The following is a 24,431-nucleotide window of genomic DNA, read 5'->3' on the forward strand; positions in this document are numbered from 1 at the left end:
AGGCGAGATAAATGATAATAGGAATTGGCGGAGTGAGCCGCGCAGGGAAAACAACATTAGCAAAAAGACTTAAAGAACACTTCGAAAAAAAAGGCAAAAGTGTTGATGTCTATTGCCAGGATGAGTACGTGAAGCCGACTATTTCACTTCCAAAAGTACAAGGAGTGCCTGACTGGGAGCGACCTAGCACGATCAAATGGGACAAGCTCCTGAAGGATGTTCATAAATCGAAGAGCGATATCAAAATCATCGAAGGTTTATTCTCTTTTTATCCAGCGTCTTTGAGGTCTGAATATGTGATGAAGATTTTTGTAGAAATCGAGAAATCCACTTTTCAGGAGCGAAAATCAAAAGACATGCGCTGGGATGAGGAACCGGAATGGTACGCCGAGCACGTTTGGAGATCGTATCTGAAGTATGGACAAATGAAAGGTGACAAAGAAGAGTACATCCCCGTATCTGGAGAACAGGAAATTGATTTGACTCAAATAGTCAGTTTAATTCCCAATTAAGCGATTGCATAAATCGTATAAGAGACCGTATTGAATGTGATCAGGTCATCCTTTTTCGTGCCGAGAAATGCCTTTCCCAGTGGAGCCACTGGTGAAAGACACATGATCTGCAAGCCATCTACTGCCACCTTGCCCAGACTAGCTGACAAAAAGAAATAGCCTTTATCGGTCTCAATGAGGGAGCCTAAGCTGCCCTCTTCTTGCGCTTTGACTCCAAGTTGATCGAGCACTTTTTTTTGCTTTAATACCTCATTCAATGCATGAGCTACTTTTTCCTTCTCCAGGTGCATCATTGCTCTACCCGTTTCATATTTATCACCGGCGCTGCTTTTGGTCTCTTCGTTGGCAGCATCCTGAAAGCCCTTTAGGTTATTCTGAAGAGCCGTGATTTTCTCTTTCACCAGTGACTTACACGTCTCCTGCAAATGCTGTTTTAGTGTGATCAACTCCTGATTCATCTATACTAATTCTCGATTGGGTCAATTGACTATGCAACCTAGCAATAGTTTTTGACATCTTTAACAAGACTAATAGCTATCACCATGCTTAAAAACTTCTTTAAAACCACCTTCCGCAACCTGTGGAAAAACAAAAGTTATGTACTAATCAATATACTTGGCCTGAGCCTTTCTCTGGCATGCTGTATTGTGGGATATCTCAATTTCAAGTTCGCAGCAGACTATGACGCCAACCACGAAAATCAACAGCGAATCTACAAAATACAAGTAGCCAAATCAGTACAAGACTACATGGTACCATACGGTATCACACCGCTTCCCCTTGGTAACAACCTGGCCGAACAACTCAGTGAGGTTGCTTACAGTAGCCGTTTTACCCGTGGTGGAATTGTCATGAAAAAAGACAACAACGTATTTGATGAGGGTCTTGGATTCGCCGAAGATGACTTCTTTGACATGTTCACCTTCCCTATGAAATACGGTTCAAAAGATGCACTTCAGGATAGAGGAAAAATCATCCTCACAGAAGAAATGTCTGAAAAGCTGTTTGGTCCAATCGACCCTACTGGCGAAATGGTAACCCTGATCAAAGACGATGGTTCTGTGCTCACTAAGCTAGTTGGGGGTGTGTTCGAGAAAATACCCATGAACTCAAGCATTCATTTTAGCGCCCTAACTCACTGGGACAACTACCATTCGATCTATCAAATAGAGCGAAACAACTGGAAATCTTTCGTAGGTGCTACGTTCATCATGACCACCTCCAGCGAAAAGCCCAAAGAAGTGCTCAACACACTCAATAGCAATTACATTGGCATTCAAAATGAAGCGCGCGATGATTGGAAAGTCGCGGAATACACGCTGGAGCCATTGACCACTCTGGGTGTGAATGGTGAAGACTTAAGAGCCAACTGGCTAAATCAAGCACCGCCAAAGCCAGCTGTGATTGTTCCGTTTATCATGGCTGTGCTCATGCTGCTCATCGCCTGCTTCAATTTCACCAATACTTCCATAGCTATTTCCAGTAAGCGCCTGAAGGAAATCGGTATCCGAAAAGTAATGGGTGGAAATAGGCGTCAGCTGATCATGCAGTTTATGGGTGAAAATCTAGTCCTTACTTTCATAGCATTGGGACTGTCAGTAATCATCGCCATGTACCTCGTGCCGGCATATTCGGCCATGTGGGATTTTATAGAACTGGACCTGGATTTTACGGCCAATCCAGAGCTCTACTTGTTTTTGGGTGGGCTGCTGATATTTACCTCACTCATAGCCGGAGGCTATCCATCTTTTTACATTTCTTCTTATCAGCCCGTCAAAATCCTTAGAGGAAACCTGAGTCTGGGTGGCACCAGCGTTTTTTCTAAAGTGCTCCTTACCTCTCAGTACGTACTCACGGCTATTGCACTCATTGCCAGTCTGGCATTCTCACAAAATGCACACTACCAGAGTGAACTAGATGTAGGGTTTGAAAAGTCCAATGTTTTGTTTGTACGGGTGCCCTCCGAGTCAACATATGATCGTCTAGTGCAGCGTATTCAGCAAAATCGTTCTATTGAAAAAATAGCCCAAACGGAAGAGCACATTGGTATGTGGGACTATACACGTACATTGAAGAACGCAGACAAGGAACTGGAAGCGTTCATGCTTGACTTTGGACTGGACTACAAAGACGTTATGGGGCTGGAAATGGTAGATGGCCGTTATTTTACAGAAGATCTTTTTGAACATGACAAGGCCAACTCCATCATCGTCAACCAAAAGTTAGTGTCCGAATTTGGCTGGGAAGAACCTATCGGGAAAATGGTGCAAATAGATGACTCCACCAGACTGCAGGTAGTGGGTGTGATGAAAGATTTTTACATGCAGGGGTTTTGGAACCCGGTAGAACCCTACGGATTCCGGCCTGCACATAAAGAGCGCACAAATTTTGCGGTGATCAAAGTAGCTCCAGGCACTATCAAAGAAGTCAACAAATATGTGGAAGAGGCCTGGTATGAAGTGGAGCCAAATAAACCTTATCCAGGTAGATATCAGGATGAATTCTTGAGCGATTCTGAAGAAGTGAATGGCAATATAATGGTGATGTTTAGTTTTCTTGGGGTTTTAGCTTTAGTGTTATCCTCCATCGGATTATTCACACTAGTATCACTAAATATCATCAAACGTGTAAAAGAAATTGGCGTGAGAAAAGTACTCGGTGCTTCGGTAAGTCAGATTATCACTAAAATGAATGTGCAATTTGTCTGGATAATTGGCATATCTGTGGCACTGGGGAGTGCCTTGTCTTATTTGGCTATCGATGCACTGATGGGCTCCATTTTCGCTTACTACAAGGCCATATCCATATTCACGCTTACCTTGCCTATTTCGCTGCTTCTACTTGTTGCTTTTGCAACTTCTGTAGGACGAACACTCCGAGCAGCGACTAGAAATCCCGTAGACTCACTACGTTACGAATAACCGGAGGTACCCGGACAAAGCAAAGCTTTCGTCTGTACTTCAGTACAAATTATGCCAAAGCATAATTTGGGTAAATAGATCAAATACTCAAACTAGACTAAACTGAAAAGCTGCCTCCGGTGGAGGCAGCTTTTTTATTTCTGTCTTATCCTAAATCAAATTTGATTCCTTGCGCTAGCGGCAACTCAGTGGAATAATTGATTGTGTTGGTCTGACGTCTCATGTATGCCTTCCAGGCATCAGATCCAGATTCACGTCCGCCTCCGGTTTCCTTTTCTCCACCAAAAGCGCCTCCAATTTCGGCGCCAGAAGTACCAATGTTCACGTTGGCTATTCCACAGTCTGATCCTGCATGAGACAGGAACAGCTCCGATTCACGCATATTGGTGGTCATAATCGCTGATGAAAGACCCTGAGGAACGCCATTTTGCATGGCTATTGCTTCTTCAAGTGTAGAATATTTGATGAGGTACAATATCGGAGCAAATGTCTCATGCTGCACCATTTGGTAACTATTTTCCACTTCGAAAATGGCTGGCTTCACATAGCAGCCTGACTCGTAACCTTCACCGGATAGCACTTCACCTTCAATGATTGGCTTACCGCCCTCAGCAACTATTTTATCAAGAGCTTCCTTGTAAATCGCCACTGCATCTTTGTCGATCAATGGCCCTACGTGATTGTTCTCATCCAATGGGTTGCCAATTTTCAATTGACCATAAGCCTTCACTAGTCGCTGCTTCATTTCTTCAAAAAGACTTTCGTGAATGATCAGTCGTCTGGTACTGGTACACCGCTGACCGGCTGTACCTACCGCGCCAAAAACTGCTCCAGGAATGGTCACATTCAAGTCGGCATTTTCGGTAATGATGATGGCATTATTTCCTCCAAGTTCAAGAATCGTTTTGCCTAACCTTCTGCCTACGGCTTCTCCGACTGCCTTACCCATTCGGGTGGACCCTGTTGCAGAAATCAATGGGATTCGTGAGTCATTAGACATTTTCTTGCCTATCTCAGCATCACCAATAACCAATCCACAAACGCCTGGATGCACTCCGTTTCTCTCGAAGATTCCCTGTACGATCTTTTGGCAGGCAATAGCCGAAAGGGGTACTTTCTCTGATGGTTTCCAGACACAAACATCTCCACATACCCAGGCGATGGCCGCATTCCACGACCAAACAGCCACTGGAAAATTGAATGCAGAAATGATTCCAACGATTCCGATCGGGTGCCACTGCTCATACATGCGGTGTGCCGGACGTTCTGAGTGCATGGTGAGGCCATACAATTGGCGAGACAATCCAACAGCAAAATCACAGATATCGATCATTTCCTGAACCTCACCTAAACCTTCCTGCAGGGATTTACCCATTTCATAGGAAACCAACCGGCCCAAATCGTCTTTGTATTTACGTAGCTCTTCACCGATCTGTCTGACAATCTCTCCACGCTGGGGAGCAGGTTTCAATCTCCACGTCTTGAAAGCTTCCTGGGCAGAATTGATCACTTTTTCGTAGGCATCTTCATCTGCCAATGTTACCTCCGCGATGGCTTGACCATCTGCAGGCGAAAAAGAAGTTATCTTCTGACCTCTGGTTGGTAGCCACTTGGTACCAATAGCCGCACCGGGGTTGGATGCTTCTACTCCGAGGTTTTTAAGGATTGCACTGATATCCCTTGTTGAATTCGTCATTTTCTCGTTTGGTTAATTTGTTGTTTTGAGGCTGCAAAGCTAAAAAATTCTTGCACCTAAAGTCATAAAAAATGCCACTCCGTTTTGAGATCACAGAGTGGCACTAACCTAACTACCTAACCTTCCGAGTAATCGGATTTCTTACCAACCTATTCCGTAGTATGCTTTTTCGCCGTTGGGGTAAACACCTTCTACCAAGATTCCCTCACCCATAGCGTTATTCAATGAGGCCGTCAAGTCATCCATAGATCGGATAGGTCGCTTATCTATTTTTGTAATGACAAACCCCTCATCAATTCCTGCTTCTTTCCATTTACCATTGCCCAAATCCTTTACTTGAATACCATTTTCAATCTGCAATTTGGACTTCATGGTATTAGAAACAGGTTCAAAAGTGGCTCCATCAATTTCGAATGAATTGGAAGCTGTGACTACTTCTGTATTTCTAAACTGATTCTTCAGCGTAGCCTTCACCGTCTCGGTTTTGCCGTCTCGGATATAAGTCACTTCGATCTTATCTCCAGGTCTATTCAGCGCTACCTGCTCTTGTAGCTGTGCTACATTAGACACTTTCTTACCATCAATAGCGATGATTACATCTTTCTCTTTCAAACCTGCATCAGCCGCAGAGGTTCCCTCATTTACTCGAGCTACAAATACTCCTTTTAGCACCCCAAGATTTTCAGCGTCAGCTAATTCAGCTGACACGTCTCTAATTTGGATTCCAAGTAAAGGACGCTGTACGGCACCAAAATCTTTCAGGTCCCAAATAACTTTTTTGACCAAAGTAGCTGGTACGGCAAAACTATATCCCGCAAATGCACCTGTAGGAGAAGCAATAGCGGTATTGATACCTACCAATTCACCATTGAGGTTGACCAGAGCTCCACCAGAGTTACCTGGATTTACTGCCGCATCCGTCTGAATGAAGGCCTCTATTCGGGTATTGCTACCACTTCTTGCCAGGATATTGATATTCCTTGCCTTAGCACTGACGATACCTGCCGTCACTGTAGATCGAAATTCGAATGGATTACCAATTGCTAGCACCCATTCACCTATCTGAATGTTTTCAGAGTCACCAAACTCCATGTATTGGAGTTGTTCTTCATCTATTTTCAATAATGCCAGGTCAGTATCTGGATCCGTTCCGATTAATTCCGCACTATAGGTCCGGTTATCGTTGAGCAAAACTTCGATTTCCGATGCACCATCCACCACGTGATTGTTGGTGGCGATGTATCCATCAGGCGACACAATCACCCCAGAACCTGCTCCTTGTCTCGGGGCTCTTTCACGCCTGTCATATCGCTCGCCAAAATAGTCCTTGAAGAATTCCTCCATGGGATTTCTGGTTGCATACTCCGTATTGCCAGTATATTCTGTGCGAATATGCACTACCGCAGGAGTCGCTTGTTTGGCCGCATAGACAAAGTTCAACCCTTTCGGCACGACATAGTCAGTCGTATCAAAAACATAATTGGTCAAACTCACCGGATTACCTTGCCCGCTTACTGGGACTACCTGCTCCACTTTCTGTGGCTCCACTATGAGTGAATATCCACCAATGGCGATCACTGCTCCAAGGAACGATGAAAGCACCATTGCGAAATATACTTTTCTCGTATTCATGTCCATTTCCTTTCTTGTCTAAAATCGTACTAATTATACTCAATTGCTTCACTGAATGTTGTACCAAAAACGATCCAATTAAGGGATGAGTGTCAATGCTTAACAATTCTTAACAAAAAACCCTGACCACCCAGTTTTGGGATTTGGCCAGGGCTCCAACTTCACATCGTCTGTTCAATTACTTGATCGAAATCGTCTTTTTGGTTTCTTTCTTTTCGTCCTTAGGAATGGTAATGTTCAATATACCATCCTGATAAGAAGCGTCCACCTTATCCAGATTCACATTGTCTGGGAGGTAGAATGATCTGCTAAATGTACCATAGTAACTCTCCACACTGTGGTAGTTCTTCTCGTTCTTCTCGTTTTTGAATTTTCTCTCACCGCTTACAGTCAATCGATCGTCGTTAACATCGATTTTGATATCGTCTTTGTTGACGCCAGCTAAATGAAACTGCAATTCAAATTCTTTCTCCGTTTCAGCAATATCTACTTGAGGAGAAAAGCTTGAAGTTCTCTTTCCACCAAAGAATTCGTCATCAAAAAATCTGTCGATGAAGTTGCTAAATGTAGCTGGTCTGTAACCGTTTGGATTATACTTTATAAGTGCCATAGTTGTTAATGTTTTAGTTATTGTTGAATGTTTTAAATCAAATACACCATGCACTATTCGAATTCTATGCCAATCGATTTTTTAGACCTAATCATGCCATATTGGCCGATATGATTGATTTACTGCAAATAAAGCTGCCATTATGACTTATTCTCAGTGATTAATTGACACACTCCAATTTTTCCAAAATTTTTCTTTGCCAGCCATTGCAGAATATCAAACAGAAAATTAAGTTTGCAATCCTTTTTGGAAAGCAGTAGTTCATACAGTAATCAAAAAGACATAAAATTCCTCAGTAGCTCAGTTGGTTAGAGCATCTGACTGTTAATCAGAGGGTCGCTGGTTCGAGCCCAGCCTGAGGAGCAACCAAAGAATTAAGCCACTTGAAAGAGTGGCTTTTTTTATGGTTAATGGTGCATAGTTGATTTGAGCATTTAACGCGGGAAAGAGCATCACTTGGTTTTGAGTATCTATCCTATCGAAGTAAAATCCAAATCTGAAGGTCGCTGGCCGGTACGCCGGTCCGATCGAACCCCAGCCTGAGGAGCAACCAAAGAATTAAGCCACTTGAAAGAGTGGCTTTTTTTTATGGTTAATGGTGCATAGTTGATTTGAGTATTTGACGTGGGAAAGAGCATCACTTGGTTTTGAGTATCTATCCTATCGAAGTAAAATCCAAATCTGAGGGTCGCTGGCCGGTACGCCGGTCCGATCGCCCCGATAGCTATCGGGGCAGCCTGAGAAGCTAAAACAAGAAGAAGCCATCCGCTAACTAGCAGATGGTTTTTTTTATGCTTACTCTTGATTCAGCGGAGTTTTCAAACCGTTCGACGAAATAAACTATCAAATGATAGTAACTTAAACTAGGTTCACCAGACCAACTAAAGAGCATAGAATCATGAAACCAAAGTATTTCCCCAGACAAAGCACCATCCTACATGCCACCAGAATCGAGGTACATCAAGTACTTGCTGATAATTTTGGCTCTCCGCACAACCCAACGTCCCAGGGAATACAGAAAGAATCGGAGCAAATGAACTTCAAATTGGATAGGTTATTCACCGTTCTTCATAGTAACTGACACAAAAAAAGGGGCTGTCTCAAAAGCCTGAAATTGGTGTCATTCTGAATTTATCTCAGAATCTATGTAGTTGAATATCAATGCATTTTAGATCCTGAAACTAGTTCAGAATGACCAGAGCACCGCTTTTGAGACAGCCCATTTAAAGTTAGGATCTAAGCCTTCCTTAGGCTTCTGCCCAATTGGCTGCCATCTGATACATCTGATTGAATAGCACGCGAACTACGTCAACCATTTCTTCTTTCTGATCAACCGGTAGTAGATTAATCAAATGAGCAATCTCATCATCACTGATGCCAGTAGAATGGTTTTCTTCAGTGTCTTGATGTTTCTTACCAAAATACTCCAACTGGTCGTACAAGTCTGCATTCTTCAATACAGGATGAATAGCTGCCTTGAATTTATCAAAGGTGATCTCTAGCACCTCGATCATGAGCATACGTGCTACAGGATGGTCATATTGCTGGACGTAACGATTAAAAGAATAGATAGTTTTACGCACTTCCAGGGTCTCATCATCCCAGGTATGACTGATTAGATCTGCCCCTTTAAACTCCTGAAAATGACCCGACATGAAAGCCAAATCATTTAAATACCACTCCCAGTGATTGGAATCCTCATCACTATGGGTATTGACGCTTTCTTCCAGATCAGACAATTCCCCTTCATACCGCACTATTTGCATGATATCCTTGAACCCGAGTACAAAAAATAGCATGCGTGGGATGAATTTCAATTTATCCTGTATCGGTAGATCAGACTTCAACTTTTGATGAAGCGGATTGGAGGCAAATTTTTCAGCTCCCAAAAGGAACTCCTCTCTTAGCTGAAGGTCCAACTGCTCTACTTCCGATGAGGTAATTGGTTTTTCTGTTTTTGTTTTCATGTGAGTATCTAATTTAGTGAAAAGTTAATTCAGTTATATGTCATTAAAAATGGCAGACTACCTTCATTCCATAGCTACTTGATATGAAAGCAATCGGCGGTAAATGTTAATCAGTGATTAATCCAACTTGAGAATGCTAACCTAACTACCAGCTAATCTTGAAGGTGCACGTTTCTGCTCCTTTTCTTCTGGTCTCCTTGGATTCGTCCAGCTCCACCTTGGTACGAATAGAGCCCTCCGGCTTGAACCTTCGTACAATCTGCAAAATCAATCCCTCCTCAAACTTGCTAGGATAAGGTGTGTGACAAACCATTTCAGCAGTCTTTGCTGACGCATCGTACTTGGTGAGTTTGTAATGACCAATACCTTCTAGCATCTGTCCGTTTTCAGGATTGAACATTGGTTGACCTCCCTTCCGGTGATTCATATGATAGGCCACATCCAGGGACTGTAGCGCTTCTTCCAGACTGTTCATCGGAGGAAACTGCGCATTGTCTATCACGGCCTTACCAATTAAAAAGAGATTCATTTCTCCAAACTGATCTTTTACCTCCTCAAAGGCATTTAGAAATTTCTGTAAATCGTAAAACTGATTGGGGTCATCTTTGTACTCCAACCCATGATTCTTCAGTATGGACAATCTACTGTCTTTGGACATGGACCCAACCAAAAAGGGCTGGATAGCATTGGTTTCTATTCCTCCTTCAAAGGACTTAAACTCGCTCATTTACTATTTATGGTTTAGTTGATAATTAGTTCTAAAATATGTTTTGTCTGCTGCCACAAATTCCTTCAAGGAAACTGGCTTAGCCTCTGTAAGTCGCTCAAAATCCTCACTCCAAAAATCATAGCTACTTTTCCTAATGGACATAAACACTTCTGTCATCATCTCTACCCTCCAGTTGGGCAGACCTGCCTTTTCTAGTAGAGTTATCTGATCACTTAAAGGCATATCTATGTAGGTGAAGTCGCTGTTGCACACCTCGTTCAAAACACCCACCACCTCTGAGAAGGTATAAGATTCAGATCCTGTCAGATGAAAAACAGTTGATTTGGAGAGTTGCCAACTCAACCACCCTATCGCGCTTATTACCGCCTTAGCCACATCTCGCACATCGATATAATTGACCTTACCAGCACCCATGGCTAGATGGTATTCGCCCAATTCGTTTGCGGTAAAATGATTGATCAAATTCTGCATAAAAAATGTTGGGCGCAGAATCACTCCCTTCATATTTGATTGCACAAACTGTTGCTCCATAGCCCGTAGGCGTTGACTCAATACGTTAGTTGGAGCCAAAGTGACGCCTGCTCCACTAATGAGTACATACCTGGCAATGTGACATTCACTGGCACACCTAACAATTGCTTGAGCATGTAGCTCCATCTCTGGAGAGTCCGGAATGATCACCACTAAAGTACCCACACCACTGAAAGCCCTACACAGCAAATCCAAATCGTTATAGTCTACCGGTAATGAATTAGTGAGCCGATCATCTGACTGGCTTAGTTTGTTATAAATACCCGCTATCACAGGCTGATTGGCAACCGTAAGTTGTTTTATGACCTCTGACCCCACATTGCCCGTCGCACCTAAGACCAGTATACTTGCCTCGCTCATTTGGAAAAAATACAATCAGCTTAAAATCTATTTATTTTATCTGAAACGTTTACATTATTTGCAATATTATTTTAAATATTTTATTTCAAACAACGCATAGTTTTGAATCAATAGAATAATACCATATTTTAGGCAGGCTTTGGTAGTTAACTGAGTGATCACCGCATTCTGATTTTTTTGAATATAACTGTTTTATTGTAATAATACTATTGATTTGGAAAAGTTAATCGCAAAACTGAAGTCTCTATCTCCCCAACAATTTCTCTTCCTGGCTCTTGCATTAAGCGTTCTCGGCAGTTTGCTACTTTTAATTGTAAGTCTCACCGATCCTGTCTCTGTGTGGATAGTGATCACTAGCGTTCTATTATTATTGACGACAAGTGCTTCACTTTATTTTTACCACAGGTCAATACTCCGTCCGATCCAAAGTGCCGCATCACTTAGTCATTTCATTGCACATGGAGAGAGTGGAGCGCACCTATCAAGTAGCTTAACTACTTTGATAAAGAATCTTGAGCACATCCAAACTACGCAGAACAATACGACCAATTTTCTCAGCGATGTGAGACGCGGAGATTTCTTTACCAATTTTTCACCCAATGGAGATGCGCTAGGCAGAGAAGCAAATGATCTCAGGCGAAACATCACAGACTTCATCACCGAACAACGAATTATTCTGGAAGAAGCGGGTAAAGATGGAGACCTTGAAAAGAGAGCAGAAACCAATGGAAAATCAGGAGCCTGGTTGGTATTATCAGAATCATTAAATGAGCTATTGGAGGCTATTTCCCAGCCTATTGCTGAGATCATCAGGATTGTAAGCGCCATGTCAGAGGGAGATCTTACTAAACGATACACCGGGGACTCCGCTGGGGATTTGAGTGAACTAGCCTACGCTTTGAATCTTTCATTGGACAACTTGTCTTCATTGGTCCAAACTATTTCAAAATATGCGGAAAGCATTGAAGAAAAAGTAGTGGACATGCGTGTGAGTGGAAGCGAGATGGCTTCCAGTACCAGAGAGATTGCCACGTCTATTGGTGAGATGAGCCACGGAGCTCAAACCCAGGTGCAAAAGGTAGATGAATCCTCTAACCTCATAGAGCAAATACTCTCCAGCTCAAATAGCATGAGTGAGCAATCGCATTCAATCAATGATGCCGCTAAAAAAAGTGTGGAAAACTGCTTGCGGGGCACCAACATGATCAATGACGTAGTAGCCAAAATCAGTGAAATACATGGCATGTCACAGGAAACAACCGAATCCATGAGAGTCTTGTCCAAAAGATCGGCTGAGATATCCAGAGTACTGGCCATGATCACAGAGATTTCTGCTCAAACAAACTTACTTGCACTCAATGCAGCTATAGAAGCTGCTAACGCTGGTGAATATGGACGCGGATTCTCCGTAGTGGCCGAAGAAATACGTAAACTGGCAGAAGATTCTAAAAACTCAGCGAGAATCATTCAAGACCTGGTGGACAGTGTGCAAAAAGACACGCAACAGGCCGTCTCCATCACCGAGCGAATGAATGAAAATGTGACGTTCAGCGTGGATGCTTCTCGTGAAGCATCACGAGTCTTTGAAGAAATGGCTGCCTCATCCAATCAGACATTGGAGCAATCAAAAATTATACTGGAGGCAACTCAATCACAAAATAATAGTGTGACCAGAATGGTTTCCATCACCGAATCGATCGTAGTAGTAGCGGAAGAGACAGCCGCGGGAACTGAACAAATTGCCAGCTCAGCCACAGAGCTGTCTGCTGGAATGGAGAACTACACTCAAATGACGGAAACCCTGAGTGAGATCGCCAACGGGCTGTCTGCTGCGGTGGAGAAATTTAAACTACAAAATCAACCTGTACGAAAGGAAGAAATGGTTTCTTACGAATAAGTCAAATCAAATCATTATGCCTTGGGCTCCCATCCCGGTTCATAGGTTCGCTTCACCAGATTGGTGGCCGCTTCATTATTAATGATAGCACCCGTTTCATCCACATCCAAACTGACTTTTAAGTCCTGAGCAATATTACCCAAATGGCACATGTGAGTAGATAAACTTGCATCATCTATAGGAGCATTCAATTCTTCCCTACCTGCTATTGTGTTGACAAAATTCTGAATATGCTTGACCGTGAGTCCGTCAAAACCGCTTGTGTCCTGAGTGGATGCTGATGTTCCCGGACTTTCCTCTTTCATGAAGCTCAACTCATTTCCCTGTAAGTCCAGCAGCTGATACCCCTCTCTGTCCAGAAGTATTGATCCCTGTGTGCCATGAATGATCGCACCTCTTCCTCTTCCATATAGCTTCATCCCATTGCAACTCTTACCTTCCCAAACGATCGATTTACCATCCGGATATTCAAAGTTGGCTACCTGTGTATCGTAATATTCCCAATCATCATCGAAATGCAATCTTCCGCCAGTAGAAACCACTCGGGATGGTAGTCCCACACCCAACGCCCAACGGCACACGTCAATCTCATGCGTGCCATTGTTATGAATCTCTCCTGTACCCCAGCTTCGGAACCAATGCCAGTTGTAAGGATGTACATTGTCCCGGTAAGCCTCTCTCGGTGCTGGACCTTGCCACAGCTCCCAATCCAGGAAATCAGGAACAGCTACTTCCTGTCCATATCCAATCGAACCGCGTGTATTGGAATACCAGGCTTTGGCATAGTATACATCTCCGATTTTACCTTCCCTAATATCTTTAATGGCCTGATTCGAAGTAATAGATGATCGCTGCTGATTGCCCATTTGGCACACCTTAGCATACTTTTGATAGGCTTTGTTGAGCAATTCATTTTCATACAAATTGTGACTGCAGGGCTTCTCCACGTACACGTGCTTTCCTGCTTGCATCGCCATGATAGCCATTGGAGCATGCCAGTGCTCCGGTGTAGCTATGAAAATCGCATCTATGGATTTATCTTCCAACACTTTACGAAAATCACTTTCTCCCTTCACCTTATATCCCAAAGTATCTTTGGCATACGCCTGAAACTTTTCCAACCGACGAGCATCTACCTCACATGCCTTTGCCAACTTGATGTTAGAGCAAAGGCCAATGGATTGTGCCAAAGCGTAAGCTCTGCCGCCTGTTCCCAAGATGGCCACATTAACGGTCTCGTTTGGAGAAAAGGCCCACAGACGATTGGACGACAATAGGTAGGAGGTTCCAGCTACAGCAAAAGCTGAATTTTTTATAAATGTTCTTCTGGTAGGTTTCATAGGTATGAGTTGGTTAGCTGAATTTTAGCTCGGGATATTCATCCCATTTTTTGATTTGGTTTTGATAAAGCGCATCAAGAGAAATCTGAACACATTTTGCTGTGGTTGCTCCAGTATGCAAACTGGAAATGACCGTAGAACCATCCACGATAGATGCATAAAATTGCTTCAAAGCATCGAGAGTCGGATCATTGCCTGGTGCGTCAATAGGTGCCCCTTCTCCTTTTTGCCATGCCTGGATGGTAGCACCGGATACTCCATCTACCAATCCTTTCTCCGCTATCTCTTTTTGCTCCGCATAAATGGTTCCTTTCGTATAATCCAGCATTATAGTCCCTTCGGAACCCATTACTTTGATGCGATAATCTCCAAAGCCATTGGTGGTAGTACACTCAAATGATGCATCTAAACCAGAAGGGTATTTGAAGAGCAGATGCACATTGTCAAAAGTTTCCCGACCGTCTTTCCAGTGATCAATACCACCAAAACCGGTCACTTGCTCAGGGTGGCTTTCTGTGACCCAATTGATAAAGTCTATTTGATGGGACATCAACTCTGCCACCAGACCTCCAGAATACTCCCGATACATGCGCCAGTTGATCATGCGCTCCCATTTCGGGTCTGGAACAGGACGCCTCCAGTTACCATTTCTGTTCCACTGGCATTCGTAGGCTGTCACCTCCCCAATATAGCCTGACCGGATGATTGCTCTTGCCCGATTGTAAAGGGCACTACTATGGTATTGATGACCTGTTTGAAAGACCAGGTCTGTAGACTCCGCTGCAGTAATTACTGCTTGTATTTCATCCAGACCCTTAGCCATGGTCTTTTCACAGTACACGTGCTTACCTGCTCGCAACGCATCTATCGCAATCTCATCGTGGGTGCTGAAAGGTGTAGTCACTAACACCGCATCTACTTTATTGTCTGCCAAAAGATCTCTGTAATCTGGATAAGATTTAGCACCTTTTGACAATTGTATGGCGTCTGCTAATCGAAATGGAATAATATCTGAACAGGCCGTTACTATCAAACCATCAATCTGATTGATCAGTCGCATAAGACCTGTACCTCTGTCTCCAGTGCCTATTACCCCAATCCGTACAGTTTCACTTCCGAAATGAAAAGGCAGACTGTTTGCATAGCGCAAACCAAGAGTTGTTCCTCCCAGGATCGTCAATCCAGTTTTTAAAAAATGTCTTCTTGCGGTTTCCTGGTCTTTCATTAGTTAAGCTCTCGGATTTTGATGCTTCGATAACTCACCTGGTTGCCATGATCCTGAAGCAGGATGCTGCCTTCTGGCCATTGACCGAAGTTATCCCACACTTTGTATTTACTATAGGCCACAAGTGCCCTGAACATTTGTGAAAAACGATCATACTCGATAATCTTTTCATTATTCAACCAATGCTCAACCTTCCCATCTTTGGAGACAATACGGGCTTTATTCCATTGGCCAATTCCCTTAAACTGTTTACCACGCCCGGGAACTGAGAGGTTTTCCGCTGCAATCAGGTCATATAAGGAGCCCACTGTCCGGTTGCCATTCACTCCCATTTTGGCATCTGGGTGCTTCTGGTCATCCAGTATTTGAAATTCACATCCTATAGCTGATCCGCTATTTTTATTGAGAGATGGATCCACAAAGTATTTGATCCCGCTATTGGCACCTTCAGTGATTTTGAACTCCAACTCTAATTCGAAGTTGCTATAGTTACTAGTGGTCACTATATCTCCAGGCCCAGTGGCTTCACCTCCATCTGTGGCAAGTACGGTTAGCTCACCATTCTCCATTGTCCATCCGGAGCTTGGAAAGTCATCCAATTTTGCACCTCGCCAACCAGCATTTGTTTTACCATCCCAGAGCAGACGCCAGCCATTTCTTTTCTCCCAATCAGTCAGCTGGTTTTTCAGATAACTCATCTGCAAGACTTCAGGATCTGGATTATTGCGGTACTCAGCTACTTGCTCTGTCAAAATGCGGATATCTCTCCATTTGACCAGATAACCTTCCTCCTTCTCACCAATGCTATGCACTTGTAATCCGATGAAACCCTCATTGGTCATATCGTCCATCAGGTTACTACACATCTGGCCGTTGATGTAGGTACGGATTTCACTACCCAGGCATTCGATTCGAAACTTATTCCACATACCTAGCTGGAAAGCACTACTTGCCTTCTTATTCAAGCTGATCGGATACATCCACCCACGACGCTGCTCATCATAAACACCTCCCGAAAAAGCTCGATCCGATGGGTCAATCTCGCATTGATATCCCTTTACTACTCCATCGAAATTGCTACGAAACTGCACACCGGTATTTAAATGGTTGGGCAGAAATACCTCAAATTCAAGAATGAAATCGGAATAGGTCTTTTTAGTGCACAAAAAAGTATTAGGAGAGTTAAGAACAGCTGTTCCAATTATTGTTCCATTTTCTACTTTATAAGGAGCTTTGCCTCCTTTGGTTTCCCAGCCGGTGAGATCTGTGCCATTAAAAATCGGTTGCCAGTTTTGGGCAACTGCACTGAAGGATATGCCAATAACAAGGCAATAAAAAAGTGTTTTCATTTTTGGTAAGGATCAAATAATGGGGCAGCATCAAGTTAAGAATTAATCAGCACAAACGCTCACTGTCACGCTGCAATTCCCATTAGTGATCTTTGTGATCAATTCAGCACATTCTGGATCTTTTCCAACTCATCGCTACTGAAGCCTAAGTTGTCCAATGCTTTGACGTTAGCTACTAGCTGTTCAGAACTGCTCACACCAACCAGCACAGAAGTAACACGCTCGTCTTTCAACAACCATGCTATGGCCATATCACTCAATGATTGACCTCTGTTCTGAGCAATTTCGTGCAGTGCTTTGATTTTGGGCAAATTCTTTTCTACCGTTTCGCGTTCGAGATAAGTCATTGAGCGAGCGGCGCGGCTGCCCTCTGGTATGCCTTTTACGTATTTATTGGTCAGCATGCCTTGCTCCAGCGGGCTAAAAGCAATGCAACCGACACCAGTATTGCCCAGTACGTCAAGAAGACCACCCTCTACCCATCGGTCGAACATGCTGTATCTCGCCTGATGAATGAGACATGGGGTCCCCAGGTCATTCAATATTTCTATGGCGCGTTTGGCCAGGTCAGCTGGATAATTGGATATTCCCACGTATAGTGCTCGGCCCGACCGAACGATAAAATCCAATGCGCTCATCGTCTCTTCCAGTGGTGTGTCAGGATCAGGTCTGTGGTGGTAAAACAAGTCGACATAATCCAGGTTCATTCGTTTCAGGCTCTGATCCAGGCTGGAGATAAGGTATTTTCTGGAACCTAGATTGCCATAAGGACCAGGCCACATGTCATAGCCGGCTTTGGAAGAGATGAATAGTTCATCTCGATGCGACTCAAAATCTTCCTTGAACAATCTCCCAAAGTTGGTCTCGGCTGAACCATACGGAGGACCGTAGTTGTTGGCCAAATCAAAATGAACTATTCCATGATCAAATGCAGTACGGAGTATCTGTTGAGCCTTTAGCAGGTCATCAGCATGCCCGAAATTATGCCAGAGCCCGAGTGAAATCATCGGCAACTGGATACCGCTCTTTCCACACCTCTTATATTGCATCTGTTCATAGCGACCATCACTAGCAGTGTATGGTTTGTAGCCGGATTTATCATTGATTTTCATTGATTCAAGGTTTTATTGTAAACATAAACTTCCATGGGCTGGTCATTCACTCCGAAAACAAAGTAATCCTTGCCCTCGATGCTCAAATGAGCAATATCTCGCACATCTCCCCAGATATTAAGTCCCGCCTGACCCTGCGCAATCACTTCAAAATTTCCTAATCCATCATTGATCAATACCTGACCGTGGCTCGCATCACTGGCACCAAAATAGGTGTTTGCCCAGGTTTTATTGCCACCAGTGATCAAATCCAGGTTGCCATCACGGTTCACATCAAAAGGCTCTATAGCATAGATAGGGGATATCTGGGCCATTTCAGGAAGTTCCTTTACAGTAAAACTCATGTTTCCGTTGTTGATTAATACAATGGAACTGAACTCAGTCACCTCATACTTGAGACCTTTGTCCAGGGATTCTTTGTTCAGGACTTCCGATACCTGTTTGCCAGAAAAATCTCTGTAGTTTGTGAATGATTTTTTAATCATCGGCATTTGTTTTCCGAGTTCATCACGATTGGCTACTGGGTATTCTTCCCCATCCACACTGTAGGTGATGATTTGATCGAGATAGCCATTGCCATCAAAGTCGTTGACATACATGCGCACAGGATTGATGTTACTCGGTTTCAGTTTATTGTTATGGCCTTCGTTGCCAATCACAAAATCCTGATCACCATCGCCATCCACGTCTATCTTTTCCAGGCAGTTCCACCATCCATTCGTTCCTGACAAGGACTCGACTATTGTTTCGGTAAGTAATCCTGATTCATTCATAAATACCTTGACAGGCATCCACTCACCAACCACGAGTAGGTCCGGGAAGCCATTTCCATCCAAATCCTCCCATGCCGCATCAGTTATCATGCCGATGTACCGCATCTTACGATTTTCCTGCACTGAAAACTTCCCTAAACCATCGTTGATAAGTAAATAACTACTTGGTATCAATCCATACCGGGAAGACATCACCCGACCTCCAACAAACAGGTCCATGTCACCATCCTGATCTATATCAGCAGGAACAGCTACCGATGAATGGCTATTTAAGTACGGGATGGCACCTTGACTGATTTCAAAAACCCCTTTTCCGTTGTTCAGCAGCAAATAGTCCTGTAACAGCGGACTTCTATCGGAATACTCGTTGCCTCCAGTAATGACCAACAGATCATCATCTCCATCTCCATCTGCATCAAAGAGTAGACTGTTTGTTTCTTCCAGCCGCGGATCCAGCATCGATGTAGCCTCAGCTCCTATCGAGAGCAGAGCTCCAGCCTGTCCAGATGCTCCAGTGATGTACAGTTCGCTCATGCCATCCTTATCCATGTCTGAAACACTGATTTTCGGTCCTTCGCGCGAAATGGTATGCGGGATAAGTGACTGATGGTTGAAATCAACAAAGTTATTTTCCCGATGGGTAAAGGACATGTTGAAGTCTTCCAATCTAGTAAAATAAGGTTTCGGGATGTTGGTAGCTACTGAAGCAGTACTTACTGCCTTCCCATAATCCAACTTCAGCGTTTGATTGGCTTTTACATTCCTTAAAACCTGACTTTTACTTCCTGGCCAGGAAATAACTACTGAATCCACTTCTGTGTCTGAGCCCAATCCGAATACCGACTGCAATGAGCCAGAAGATTGGAAACCACGTACGTTATGCACCTCTTGTGTGAGAACTCCTGCTGAAGCATAGACCTTGATTTTTGTCCCAATGCCAAACGGATTACCAGATGGTCCATTCAATGAAAATTTCAGGTAGTTATTGGACGTTGCCTGGAGGTTTTCATAGATCATGGCCGGATCGTTGATGTTATTAACCACTATGTCCAAATCACCATCCTGGTCCAAGTCAGCGTAAGCGCCGGCCGTTGAGTAAGTAGGAATATCAGCGATCCACTCACCGGTCTTATCCGTGAACTGAACGCCATCGATGTTTTGAAATATTCGATTGGCCACTTTGCCATCTGGCATCTGCTGGATGAGTGCCTGATCGCTCACCTTACTATTGTTATCAAGATTACCTGCGCTGATGTTATTGCCCGAAAGAAAAGAAACATAATCCAGGTCATTTGGTCGCTTGACTATGCCATTGGTAATGAACAGGTCTTTGTAACCATCCAAATCAAAATCAGCCATCAGTGGGGACCAACTCCAGTCAGTAGCAGCCACTCCACGCATCAGAGCCACATCCGAAAACGTCCCATTTCCATTGTTTAGCTGTAGTGAGTTGCGAGCAAACTGTGATTCATAACCAAACTCAAGCTTTAGCTTGTAAATTTCAAAAGGGTCTTCACCAGCCGAGTTCTTTAAAACTTCTTCATCATCGGGCAGCATATCCAATGTCATAATCTCGGGATTTTGATCATTGTTCAAATCAGCTATGCTGTTTCCCATAGAAAATCGACTGGTATGACCGATCATTTTTTTGATCGATTCGGTGAATGTCCCATCCTGATTGTTGAGGTACAGGTAGTCATTTTCATGAAAATCATTGGACACATAAATATCCGGCCATCCATCGAGGTTTACATCCGATATAGCTAAACCAAGCCCATAGCCAATTTGAGAATTGTAGATTCCTGAGGATGCGGTGACATCAATGAATGTTCCCTGATCATTTCTGTAAAGTCTATCGCCAGCAAGCTCATCACTTTCTTGTCTCAGATTCACACGACCATAGCTGCGAGACGTATGAACGGAATGGTTGAGCAGGTACATGTCCAAATCCCCATCCAGGTCATAATCGAAAAATGCCGCTTGGGTGGAGAATCCAGAAAAGTCCAAACCATAATCAGCAGCACTTTCTGTAAAGGTGTTATCTCCATTGTTGATGTAAAGCTCATTGTGACCGGATATCCCTTTGTAAGCACCAACTCGGCACAAGTAAATATCCAAAAGACCATCAGCATTGATATCTGCCATGGTAACGCCGGTTTTCCATGGCCCAATAGAGGAAACTCCCGCCTGTTCGGTGATATCTTCAAACTTTAAGTTGCCCTTGTTCAAATACAGCTTATTGGGTCTCATGTTTGCCGAAAAATACAAGTCCTCCAGACCATCATTATTGATATCACCAACAGCCAACCCTCCACCATTATAATAATAGAGATAGTCAATAATGTTGAAGGCATCAGAGTCTTCAAGTTCATTGGCAAACGTAACCCTTGAAACATCTCCCGGGACCACTTGAAACAGTGTAGAAGGCTTGGGTTTCTCAGGTGCACAAGAAATAATGACTGATACTGTTACTAAAATGGCGACTAATGAATTTCGCATTTACTTGACAGATAATTTTACGAGAGTGTCATTGTTTCGAGATATGAGAATGGTCTTCTGGTCAACCAAAATATCACGAATCTCTCCATCTATTCTGAATCCTCGACCACTCTTGACTACAGTCAGCTGGCCAGTTCCATCATTTTCTAGATAAGTACCATAGCTGGCATCATAACGGCCCACCTCTGGCTTGGCGGCATACAAATTACCTCCCAGAATTACGTCCATATCTCCATCCTCATCAAAATCTGCTGCCTTGATTGCAAAAACTGGAGAAATCTGCACTGCCACAGGAAGAGTAACTGCCGAAAACTGAAAGTTACCATCATTGATAAACAGCATCGTTTCCAGTGTATTCACCTCCAGAATGTCTGACGCAGCTATTTCCTCCGCAGTAAAAATTTGATCCATCGGAGCATTCTTATAGGATTCGTAATCGGGGAAGCGTTTCTTCAAGCTCTTGATCTGATCAATCAGATTGTGCCGCAAAGCATAAGGATACTCTTTCCCATCATTGGCATATCCAGTAAGTATTGGATCTATAAATCCATTTTTGTCATAATCATTGATATAAAGCCGGATTGGTTCTGAATCGGTAGCACTAAATCGGCTATTAAGTCCGTGATTCCCTACCAATAGATCCTGGTCTCCATCACCATCTATATCGGCTGTCTCAATCGTTCGCCACCAGCCTCTGAGCCCTGAAAGACTATTCTCTATTTGAGTGAATTCTCCAGCATCGTTGCGATAAGTCAAAACTCCCGTAAACTCCCCTGCAACGACCAGGTCTTGATCTTCATCACCATCCAGGTCCACAAATCTGGAGCTAGTTATCATTCCCATCTTCTCAAACACAGCAGGAGTGAACGAGTCGAAATTGCCCTTGCCATCATTGATTAGTAAATAGCCGTTTCCAGGAATACCATAATTCACGGGCTTCATGCGTTCGCCCACGAAAAGATCGATATCCCCATCCTGATCTACATCTGCCATTGCAACCGTAGCACTACTCACATAGGTGCCAGAAGCTGGTAAGAATTGATCACTTTTGGTAAAGTTCCCTTTTCCGTCATTGATATAATAGCGATCCTTCAAAGCGGAAGATGACTGTGAAAACTCGACTCCACCACTACATACATATAAGTCCAGGTCTCCATCATTATCCCCATCGAAAAATACACTCTCGGCATCCTCTGACAGTTTATCCTGCTCGAATACCTCGACGCTTCCAAAAACAAAACTGACTCCTTTGGTGATTAGCAAAGTACCAGCCTGATCTTTAGCACCTCCAATATAAAAATCCAACTTACCATCGCCATTTACATCTCCAGAAGCCATTTTTGGACCTTCGGTACTATTCATATGATAGAGCAATCGGTCTCTGTCGAAATCAATGAATGTGTTTTCCACATGTTTGAAATCAGGAGCCTCCTGATAGGTGAATAGTTGCTGGTCAGTGATTTGATTTTCCTGACTTTCTGATTTTGGAAGTGTATTTTGGTCAAGTGTTACTGTTTGATCGACTGCTACATCGCTCAGTTTGGAGACGCCTCCATTAGGCCAAAATACAGTGATATTGACATTTGAAGCCTTGGGCAGACCAACATTTGGTCGAGGGTCTACGCTTGATTGGAATCCGCGGATTGGCTGTTGTTCTATGTAGTAACTCTCACCATCTTGAAGAACTTTGATCTTGGTTCCTATGGCATTGGTATTGGCACCCATTCCGATCACATCAAACTTGATGTAATGATTGTCTGTGATGGAGTCTGCATTATTTCTAAACACCCATGAAGGCATATTTACATTGTTGACAACCAAATCCAAGTCTCCATCATTGTCTAGATCGCCATACGCTGATCCATTGGAGAAGCTTGGTTCACCCAGTCCAAAATCATCAGCTGACGATTCGAATCTAAGATCACCGACATTTTTATAAGCATGATTGGGGATCGGATTGGAAGGAATCAAATCAATTAGTTTAGCATAGTCAACCTTGTTGTCAGACAGGATGCTTTTGATCACTTCTTCATTAGAAATGTACTGCAAGTAATCCTGATTGGTGAGATCCTGGTAGATACCATTGGCAATAAATAAGTCACGAAGACCATCATTGTCCATATCAAAAAACAACGCACCCCAACTCCAGTCCGAGGCTTCCACACCGGCTAGCCGTCCTATCTCACTAAATGTGCTGTCTCCGTTATTTAGCTGAAAAGTATTTCTAGTGAACTGGTGGTAGTAACCATTCTCCAGATTGTACTGATAGCGATCCCAGTTTTCAAAAGTGGTGACCGATTTTAAACGTTCATTGTCAGAAGGAAGCATTTCTGTAACAAAGAGGTCATTGTATCCATCGTTATTTACATCTGCCAGATCTGCGCCCATTGATGCTCCACTGATCGATTTCATCTGGCTGGTAAGGTCCTCTTTAAATGTACCGTCACCCTGATTGATGTATAGGTAATCTCTCTCGAAAAAGTCGTTGGAAACGTAGATATCATCCCAGGTATCGCCATTCACATCACCGATAGTCACTCCCAGACCAAAACCTATTATACTTCCGTAAACGCCTGCTTCCTTGCTCACATCTACAAAGAGTCCATTATCGTTTCTTAACAACTTATCTCCACCAAGAGAGTCACGTTTAGGTCGTTCGTTTCTCCTCAAATTGAACGAACCAATAGCCTGATACGAATTATTAAGCATATAGGCATCCAGATCGCCATCTTTATCATAGTCAAAAAACGAGGCATGCGTGGAAAAGCCCCGATCTGCCAGCCCATACTTTTCTGCGGATTCAGTAAAAGTGAGGTCACCATTATTGATGAATAACTCATTTTGTTTGTTGTCTCCTTCTATATCTCCAGAATTACAAACGTAAATGTCTAAAAGACCATCTCCATTGATATCTGCCATGGTCACTCCAGTAGACCATGCCCTGGACCCTTCTACACCGGCAGCTGCAGATATGTCTTTGAATTGGAAATTACCTTGATTTAAGTACAGCTTATTCTTGTCCAGATTAGAGGTAAAATAGATATCAACAAGACCATCCTTGTTTACATCACCTATAGCCACTCCACCTCCATTGTAGTAATTTCGATAAGTGTACACGTTGAAATCTGCATCGTACCGTAGTTGGTTAGTAAAGTCGATACCAGTCTCCTCAGGCGACATTTTTGTAAAAAGTGATAAGGACTCTTGTTGCTTTTTCTGCTCACAAGAGACCATTAACAAAACTGCCAACCCACTAACTAAAAAATATTTATACATG

17 protein-coding genes and 1 tRNA gene are annotated in these 24,431 nt (G+C 43.3%); 5 read left to right on the forward strand and 13 right to left on the reverse strand.

Going from position 1 to position 24,431, the window contains the following annotated elements:
- Positions 1–11: 11 nt before the first annotated feature.
- Positions 12–512: a uridine kinase family protein gene (locus ACO067_RS09260; RefSeq protein WP_421873300.1), complete on the forward strand. Its 501-nt coding sequence runs from the start codon at positions 12–14 to the stop codon at positions 510–512.
- On the opposite strand, the gene ACO067_RS09265 is transcribed toward ACO067_RS09260, so the two are convergent.
- A complete protein-coding gene (locus ACO067_RS09265) occupies positions 509–970 on the reverse strand; it encodes a 3-oxoacyl-ACP synthase (RefSeq protein ID WP_421873302.1) in 462 nt (153 codons plus the stop codon). The two genes, ACO067_RS09260 and ACO067_RS09265, sit on opposite strands and share 4 nt — an antisense overlap.
- A gap of 84 nt (positions 971–1,054) precedes the next feature.
- Between ACO067_RS09265 and ACO067_RS09270 the strand changes: the two genes are divergently transcribed.
- Positions 1,055–3,433, forward strand: a complete 2,379-nt coding sequence (locus ACO067_RS09270; RefSeq protein ID WP_421873305.1) for an ABC transporter permease — start codon at positions 1,055–1,057, stop codon at positions 3,431–3,433.
- A 145-nt stretch (positions 3,434–3,578) separates the two neighbouring features.
- On the opposite strand, the gene ACO067_RS09275 is transcribed toward ACO067_RS09270, so the two are convergent.
- The 3 genes from ACO067_RS09275 to ACO067_RS09285 all read right to left on the reverse strand — a co-directional run bounded on the left by ACO067_RS09275 (position 3,579) and on the right by ACO067_RS09285 (position 7,371).
- On the reverse strand, positions 3,579–5,129 hold the full coding sequence (locus ACO067_RS09275) for an aldehyde dehydrogenase family protein (RefSeq protein WP_421873307.1): 1,551 nt from the start codon (positions 5,127–5,129) through the stop codon (positions 3,579–3,581).
- 141 nt (positions 5,130–5,270) lie between these two features.
- Entirely contained in the window at positions 5,271–6,761 is a 1,491-nt protein-coding gene (locus ACO067_RS09280) for a Do family serine endopeptidase (protein ID WP_421873309.1), read from the reverse strand.
- Positions 6,762–6,939: 178 nt separating this feature from the next.
- Positions 6,940–7,371, reverse strand: a complete 432-nt coding sequence (locus ACO067_RS09285) for an Hsp20/alpha crystallin family protein (RefSeq protein ID WP_421873311.1) — start codon at positions 7,369–7,371, stop codon at positions 6,940–6,942.
- Positions 7,372–7,660: 289 nt separating this feature from the next.
- Here ACO067_RS09285 and ACO067_RS09290 point away from each other — a divergent pair.
- Together ACO067_RS09290 and ACO067_RS09295 are read left to right on the forward strand one after the other, a co-directional pair.
- Positions 7,661–7,734 (forward strand) — tRNA-Asn (locus tag ACO067_RS09290).
- A gap of 535 nt (positions 7,735–8,269) precedes the next feature.
- The gene (locus tag ACO067_RS09295) at positions 8,270–8,452 is read left to right on the forward strand and encodes a hypothetical protein (protein ID WP_421873313.1); all 183 of its coding nucleotides are present in this window, start codon (positions 8,270–8,272) and stop codon (positions 8,450–8,452) included.
- 166 nt (positions 8,453–8,618) lie between these two features.
- Here the strand turns inward: ACO067_RS09295 and ACO067_RS09300 are convergent, their stop codons facing one another.
- The 3 genes from ACO067_RS09300 to ACO067_RS09310 all read right to left on the reverse strand — a co-directional run bounded on the left by ACO067_RS09300 (position 8,619) and on the right by ACO067_RS09310 (position 10,959).
- Positions 8,619–9,338 carry a hypothetical protein gene (locus tag ACO067_RS09300; RefSeq protein ID WP_421873315.1) on the reverse strand — a complete coding sequence of 240 codons (720 nt, stop codon included), beginning with the start codon at positions 9,336–9,338 and terminating at the stop codon, positions 8,619–8,621.
- Positions 9,339–9,483: 145 nt separating this feature from the next.
- Positions 9,484–10,065 (reverse strand): hypothetical protein, encoded by a 582-nt coding sequence (locus ACO067_RS09305; protein ID WP_421873318.1) that lies wholly within the window; start codon positions 10,063–10,065, stop codon positions 9,484–9,486.
- A gap of 3 nt (positions 10,066–10,068) precedes the next feature.
- On the reverse strand, positions 10,069–10,959 hold the full coding sequence (locus ACO067_RS09310) for an NAD(P)H-binding protein (protein WP_421873320.1): 891 nt from the start codon (positions 10,957–10,959) through the stop codon (positions 10,069–10,071).
- Positions 10,960–11,458: 499 nt separating this feature from the next.
- Between ACO067_RS09310 and ACO067_RS09315 the strand changes: the two genes are divergently transcribed.
- Positions 11,459–12,856, forward strand: coding sequence for a methyl-accepting chemotaxis protein (locus ACO067_RS09315; RefSeq protein WP_421873323.1), 1,398 nt, complete (start codon positions 11,459–11,461; stop codon positions 12,854–12,856).
- A gap of 14 nt (positions 12,857–12,870) precedes the next feature.
- Here the strand turns inward: ACO067_RS09315 and ACO067_RS09320 are convergent, their stop codons facing one another.
- The 6 genes from ACO067_RS09320 to ACO067_RS09345 all read right to left on the reverse strand — a co-directional run bounded on the left by ACO067_RS09320 (position 12,871) and on the right by ACO067_RS09345 (position 24,430).
- Positions 12,871–14,196: a Gfo/Idh/MocA family protein gene (locus tag ACO067_RS09320; protein ID WP_421873325.1), complete on the reverse strand. Its 1,326-nt coding sequence runs from the start codon at positions 14,194–14,196 to the stop codon at positions 12,871–12,873.
- Between the two features lie 13 nt (positions 14,197–14,209).
- Entirely contained in the window at positions 14,210–15,421 is a 1,212-nt protein-coding gene (locus ACO067_RS09325; protein ID WP_421873327.1) for a Gfo/Idh/MocA family protein, read from the reverse strand.
- On the reverse strand, positions 15,421–16,770 hold the full coding sequence (locus ACO067_RS09330) for a 3-keto-disaccharide hydrolase (protein ID WP_421873329.1): 1,350 nt from the start codon (positions 16,768–16,770) through the stop codon (positions 15,421–15,423). Before ACO067_RS09330 ends, ACO067_RS09325 begins: the two co-directional genes overlap by 1 nt.
- Positions 16,771–16,868: 98 nt before the next feature.
- The gene (mgrA, locus tag ACO067_RS09335) at positions 16,869–17,882 is read right to left on the reverse strand and encodes an L-glyceraldehyde 3-phosphate reductase (protein WP_421873332.1); all 1,014 of its coding nucleotides are present in this window, start codon (positions 17,880–17,882) and stop codon (positions 16,869–16,871) included.
- Positions 17,879–21,154: a VCBS repeat-containing protein gene (locus tag ACO067_RS09340; protein WP_421873334.1), complete on the reverse strand. Its 3,276-nt coding sequence runs from the start codon at positions 21,152–21,154 to the stop codon at positions 17,879–17,881. Before ACO067_RS09340 ends, mgrA begins: the two co-directional genes overlap by 4 nt.
- Entirely contained in the window at positions 21,155–24,430 is a 3,276-nt protein-coding gene (locus ACO067_RS09345; RefSeq protein WP_421873336.1) for a VCBS repeat-containing protein, read from the reverse strand. It lies immediately after the preceding gene.
- Position 24,431: the final 1 nt, after the last annotated feature.

The organism is Marinoscillum sp. (assembly GCF_965229915.1).
Classification (GTDB): Bacteria; Bacteroidota; Bacteroidia; order Cytophagales; family Cyclobacteriaceae; genus Marinoscillum.

Excerpts from the sequence above, each read along its gene's own strand:
- ACO067_RS09265 (WP_421873302.1), bottom strand. The coding sequence starts at position 970 with ATGAATCAGGAGTTGATCACACTAAAACAGCATTTGCAGGAGACGTGT.
- ACO067_RS09295 (WP_421873313.1), top strand. The coding sequence starts at position 8,270 with ATGAAACCAAAGTATTTCCCCAGACAAAGCACCATCCTACATGCCACC.
- ACO067_RS09310 (WP_421873320.1), bottom strand. The coding sequence starts at position 10,959 with ATGAGCGAGGCAAGTATACTGGTCTTAGGTGCGACGGGCAATGTGGGG.
- ACO067_RS09260 (WP_421873300.1), top strand. The coding sequence starts at position 12 with ATGATAATAGGAATTGGCGGAGTGAGCCGCGCAGGGAAAACAACATTA.
- ACO067_RS09280 (WP_421873309.1), bottom strand. The coding sequence starts at position 6,761 with ATGAATACGAGAAAAGTATATTTCGCAATGGTGCTTTCATCGTTCCTT.
- ACO067_RS09285 (WP_421873311.1), bottom strand. The coding sequence starts at position 7,371 with ATGGCACTTATAAAGTATAATCCAAACGGTTACAGACCAGCTACATTT.
- ACO067_RS09330 (WP_421873329.1), bottom strand. The coding sequence starts at position 16,770 with ATGAAAACACTTTTTTATTGCCTTGTTATTGGCATATCCTTCAGTGCA.
- mgrA (WP_421873332.1), bottom strand. The coding sequence starts at position 17,882 with ATGAAAATCAATGATAAATCCGGCTACAAACCATACACTGCTAGTGAT.
- ACO067_RS09340 (WP_421873334.1), bottom strand. The coding sequence starts at position 21,154 with ATGCGAAATTCATTAGTCGCCATTTTAGTAACAGTATCAGTCATTATT.
- ACO067_RS09345 (WP_421873336.1), bottom strand. The coding sequence starts at position 24,430 with ATGTATAAATATTTTTTAGTTAGTGGGTTGGCAGTTTTGTTAATGGTC.
- ACO067_RS09320 (WP_421873325.1), bottom strand. The coding sequence starts at position 14,196 with ATGAAACCTACCAGAAGAACATTTATAAAAAATTCAGCTTTTGCTGTA.
- ACO067_RS09305 (WP_421873318.1), bottom strand. The coding sequence starts at position 10,065 with ATGAGCGAGTTTAAGTCCTTTGAAGGAGGAATAGAAACCAATGCTATC.
- ACO067_RS09270 (WP_421873305.1), top strand. The coding sequence starts at position 1,055 with ATGCTTAAAAACTTCTTTAAAACCACCTTCCGCAACCTGTGGAAAAAC.
- ACO067_RS09325 (WP_421873327.1), bottom strand. The coding sequence starts at position 15,421 with ATGAAAGACCAGGAAACCGCAAGAAGACATTTTTTAAAAACTGGATTG.
- ACO067_RS09300 (WP_421873315.1), bottom strand. The coding sequence starts at position 9,338 with ATGAAAACAAAAACAGAAAAACCAATTACCTCATCGGAAGTAGAGCAG.
- ACO067_RS09275 (WP_421873307.1), bottom strand. The coding sequence starts at position 5,129 with ATGACGAATTCAACAAGGGATATCAGTGCAATCCTTAAAAACCTCGGA.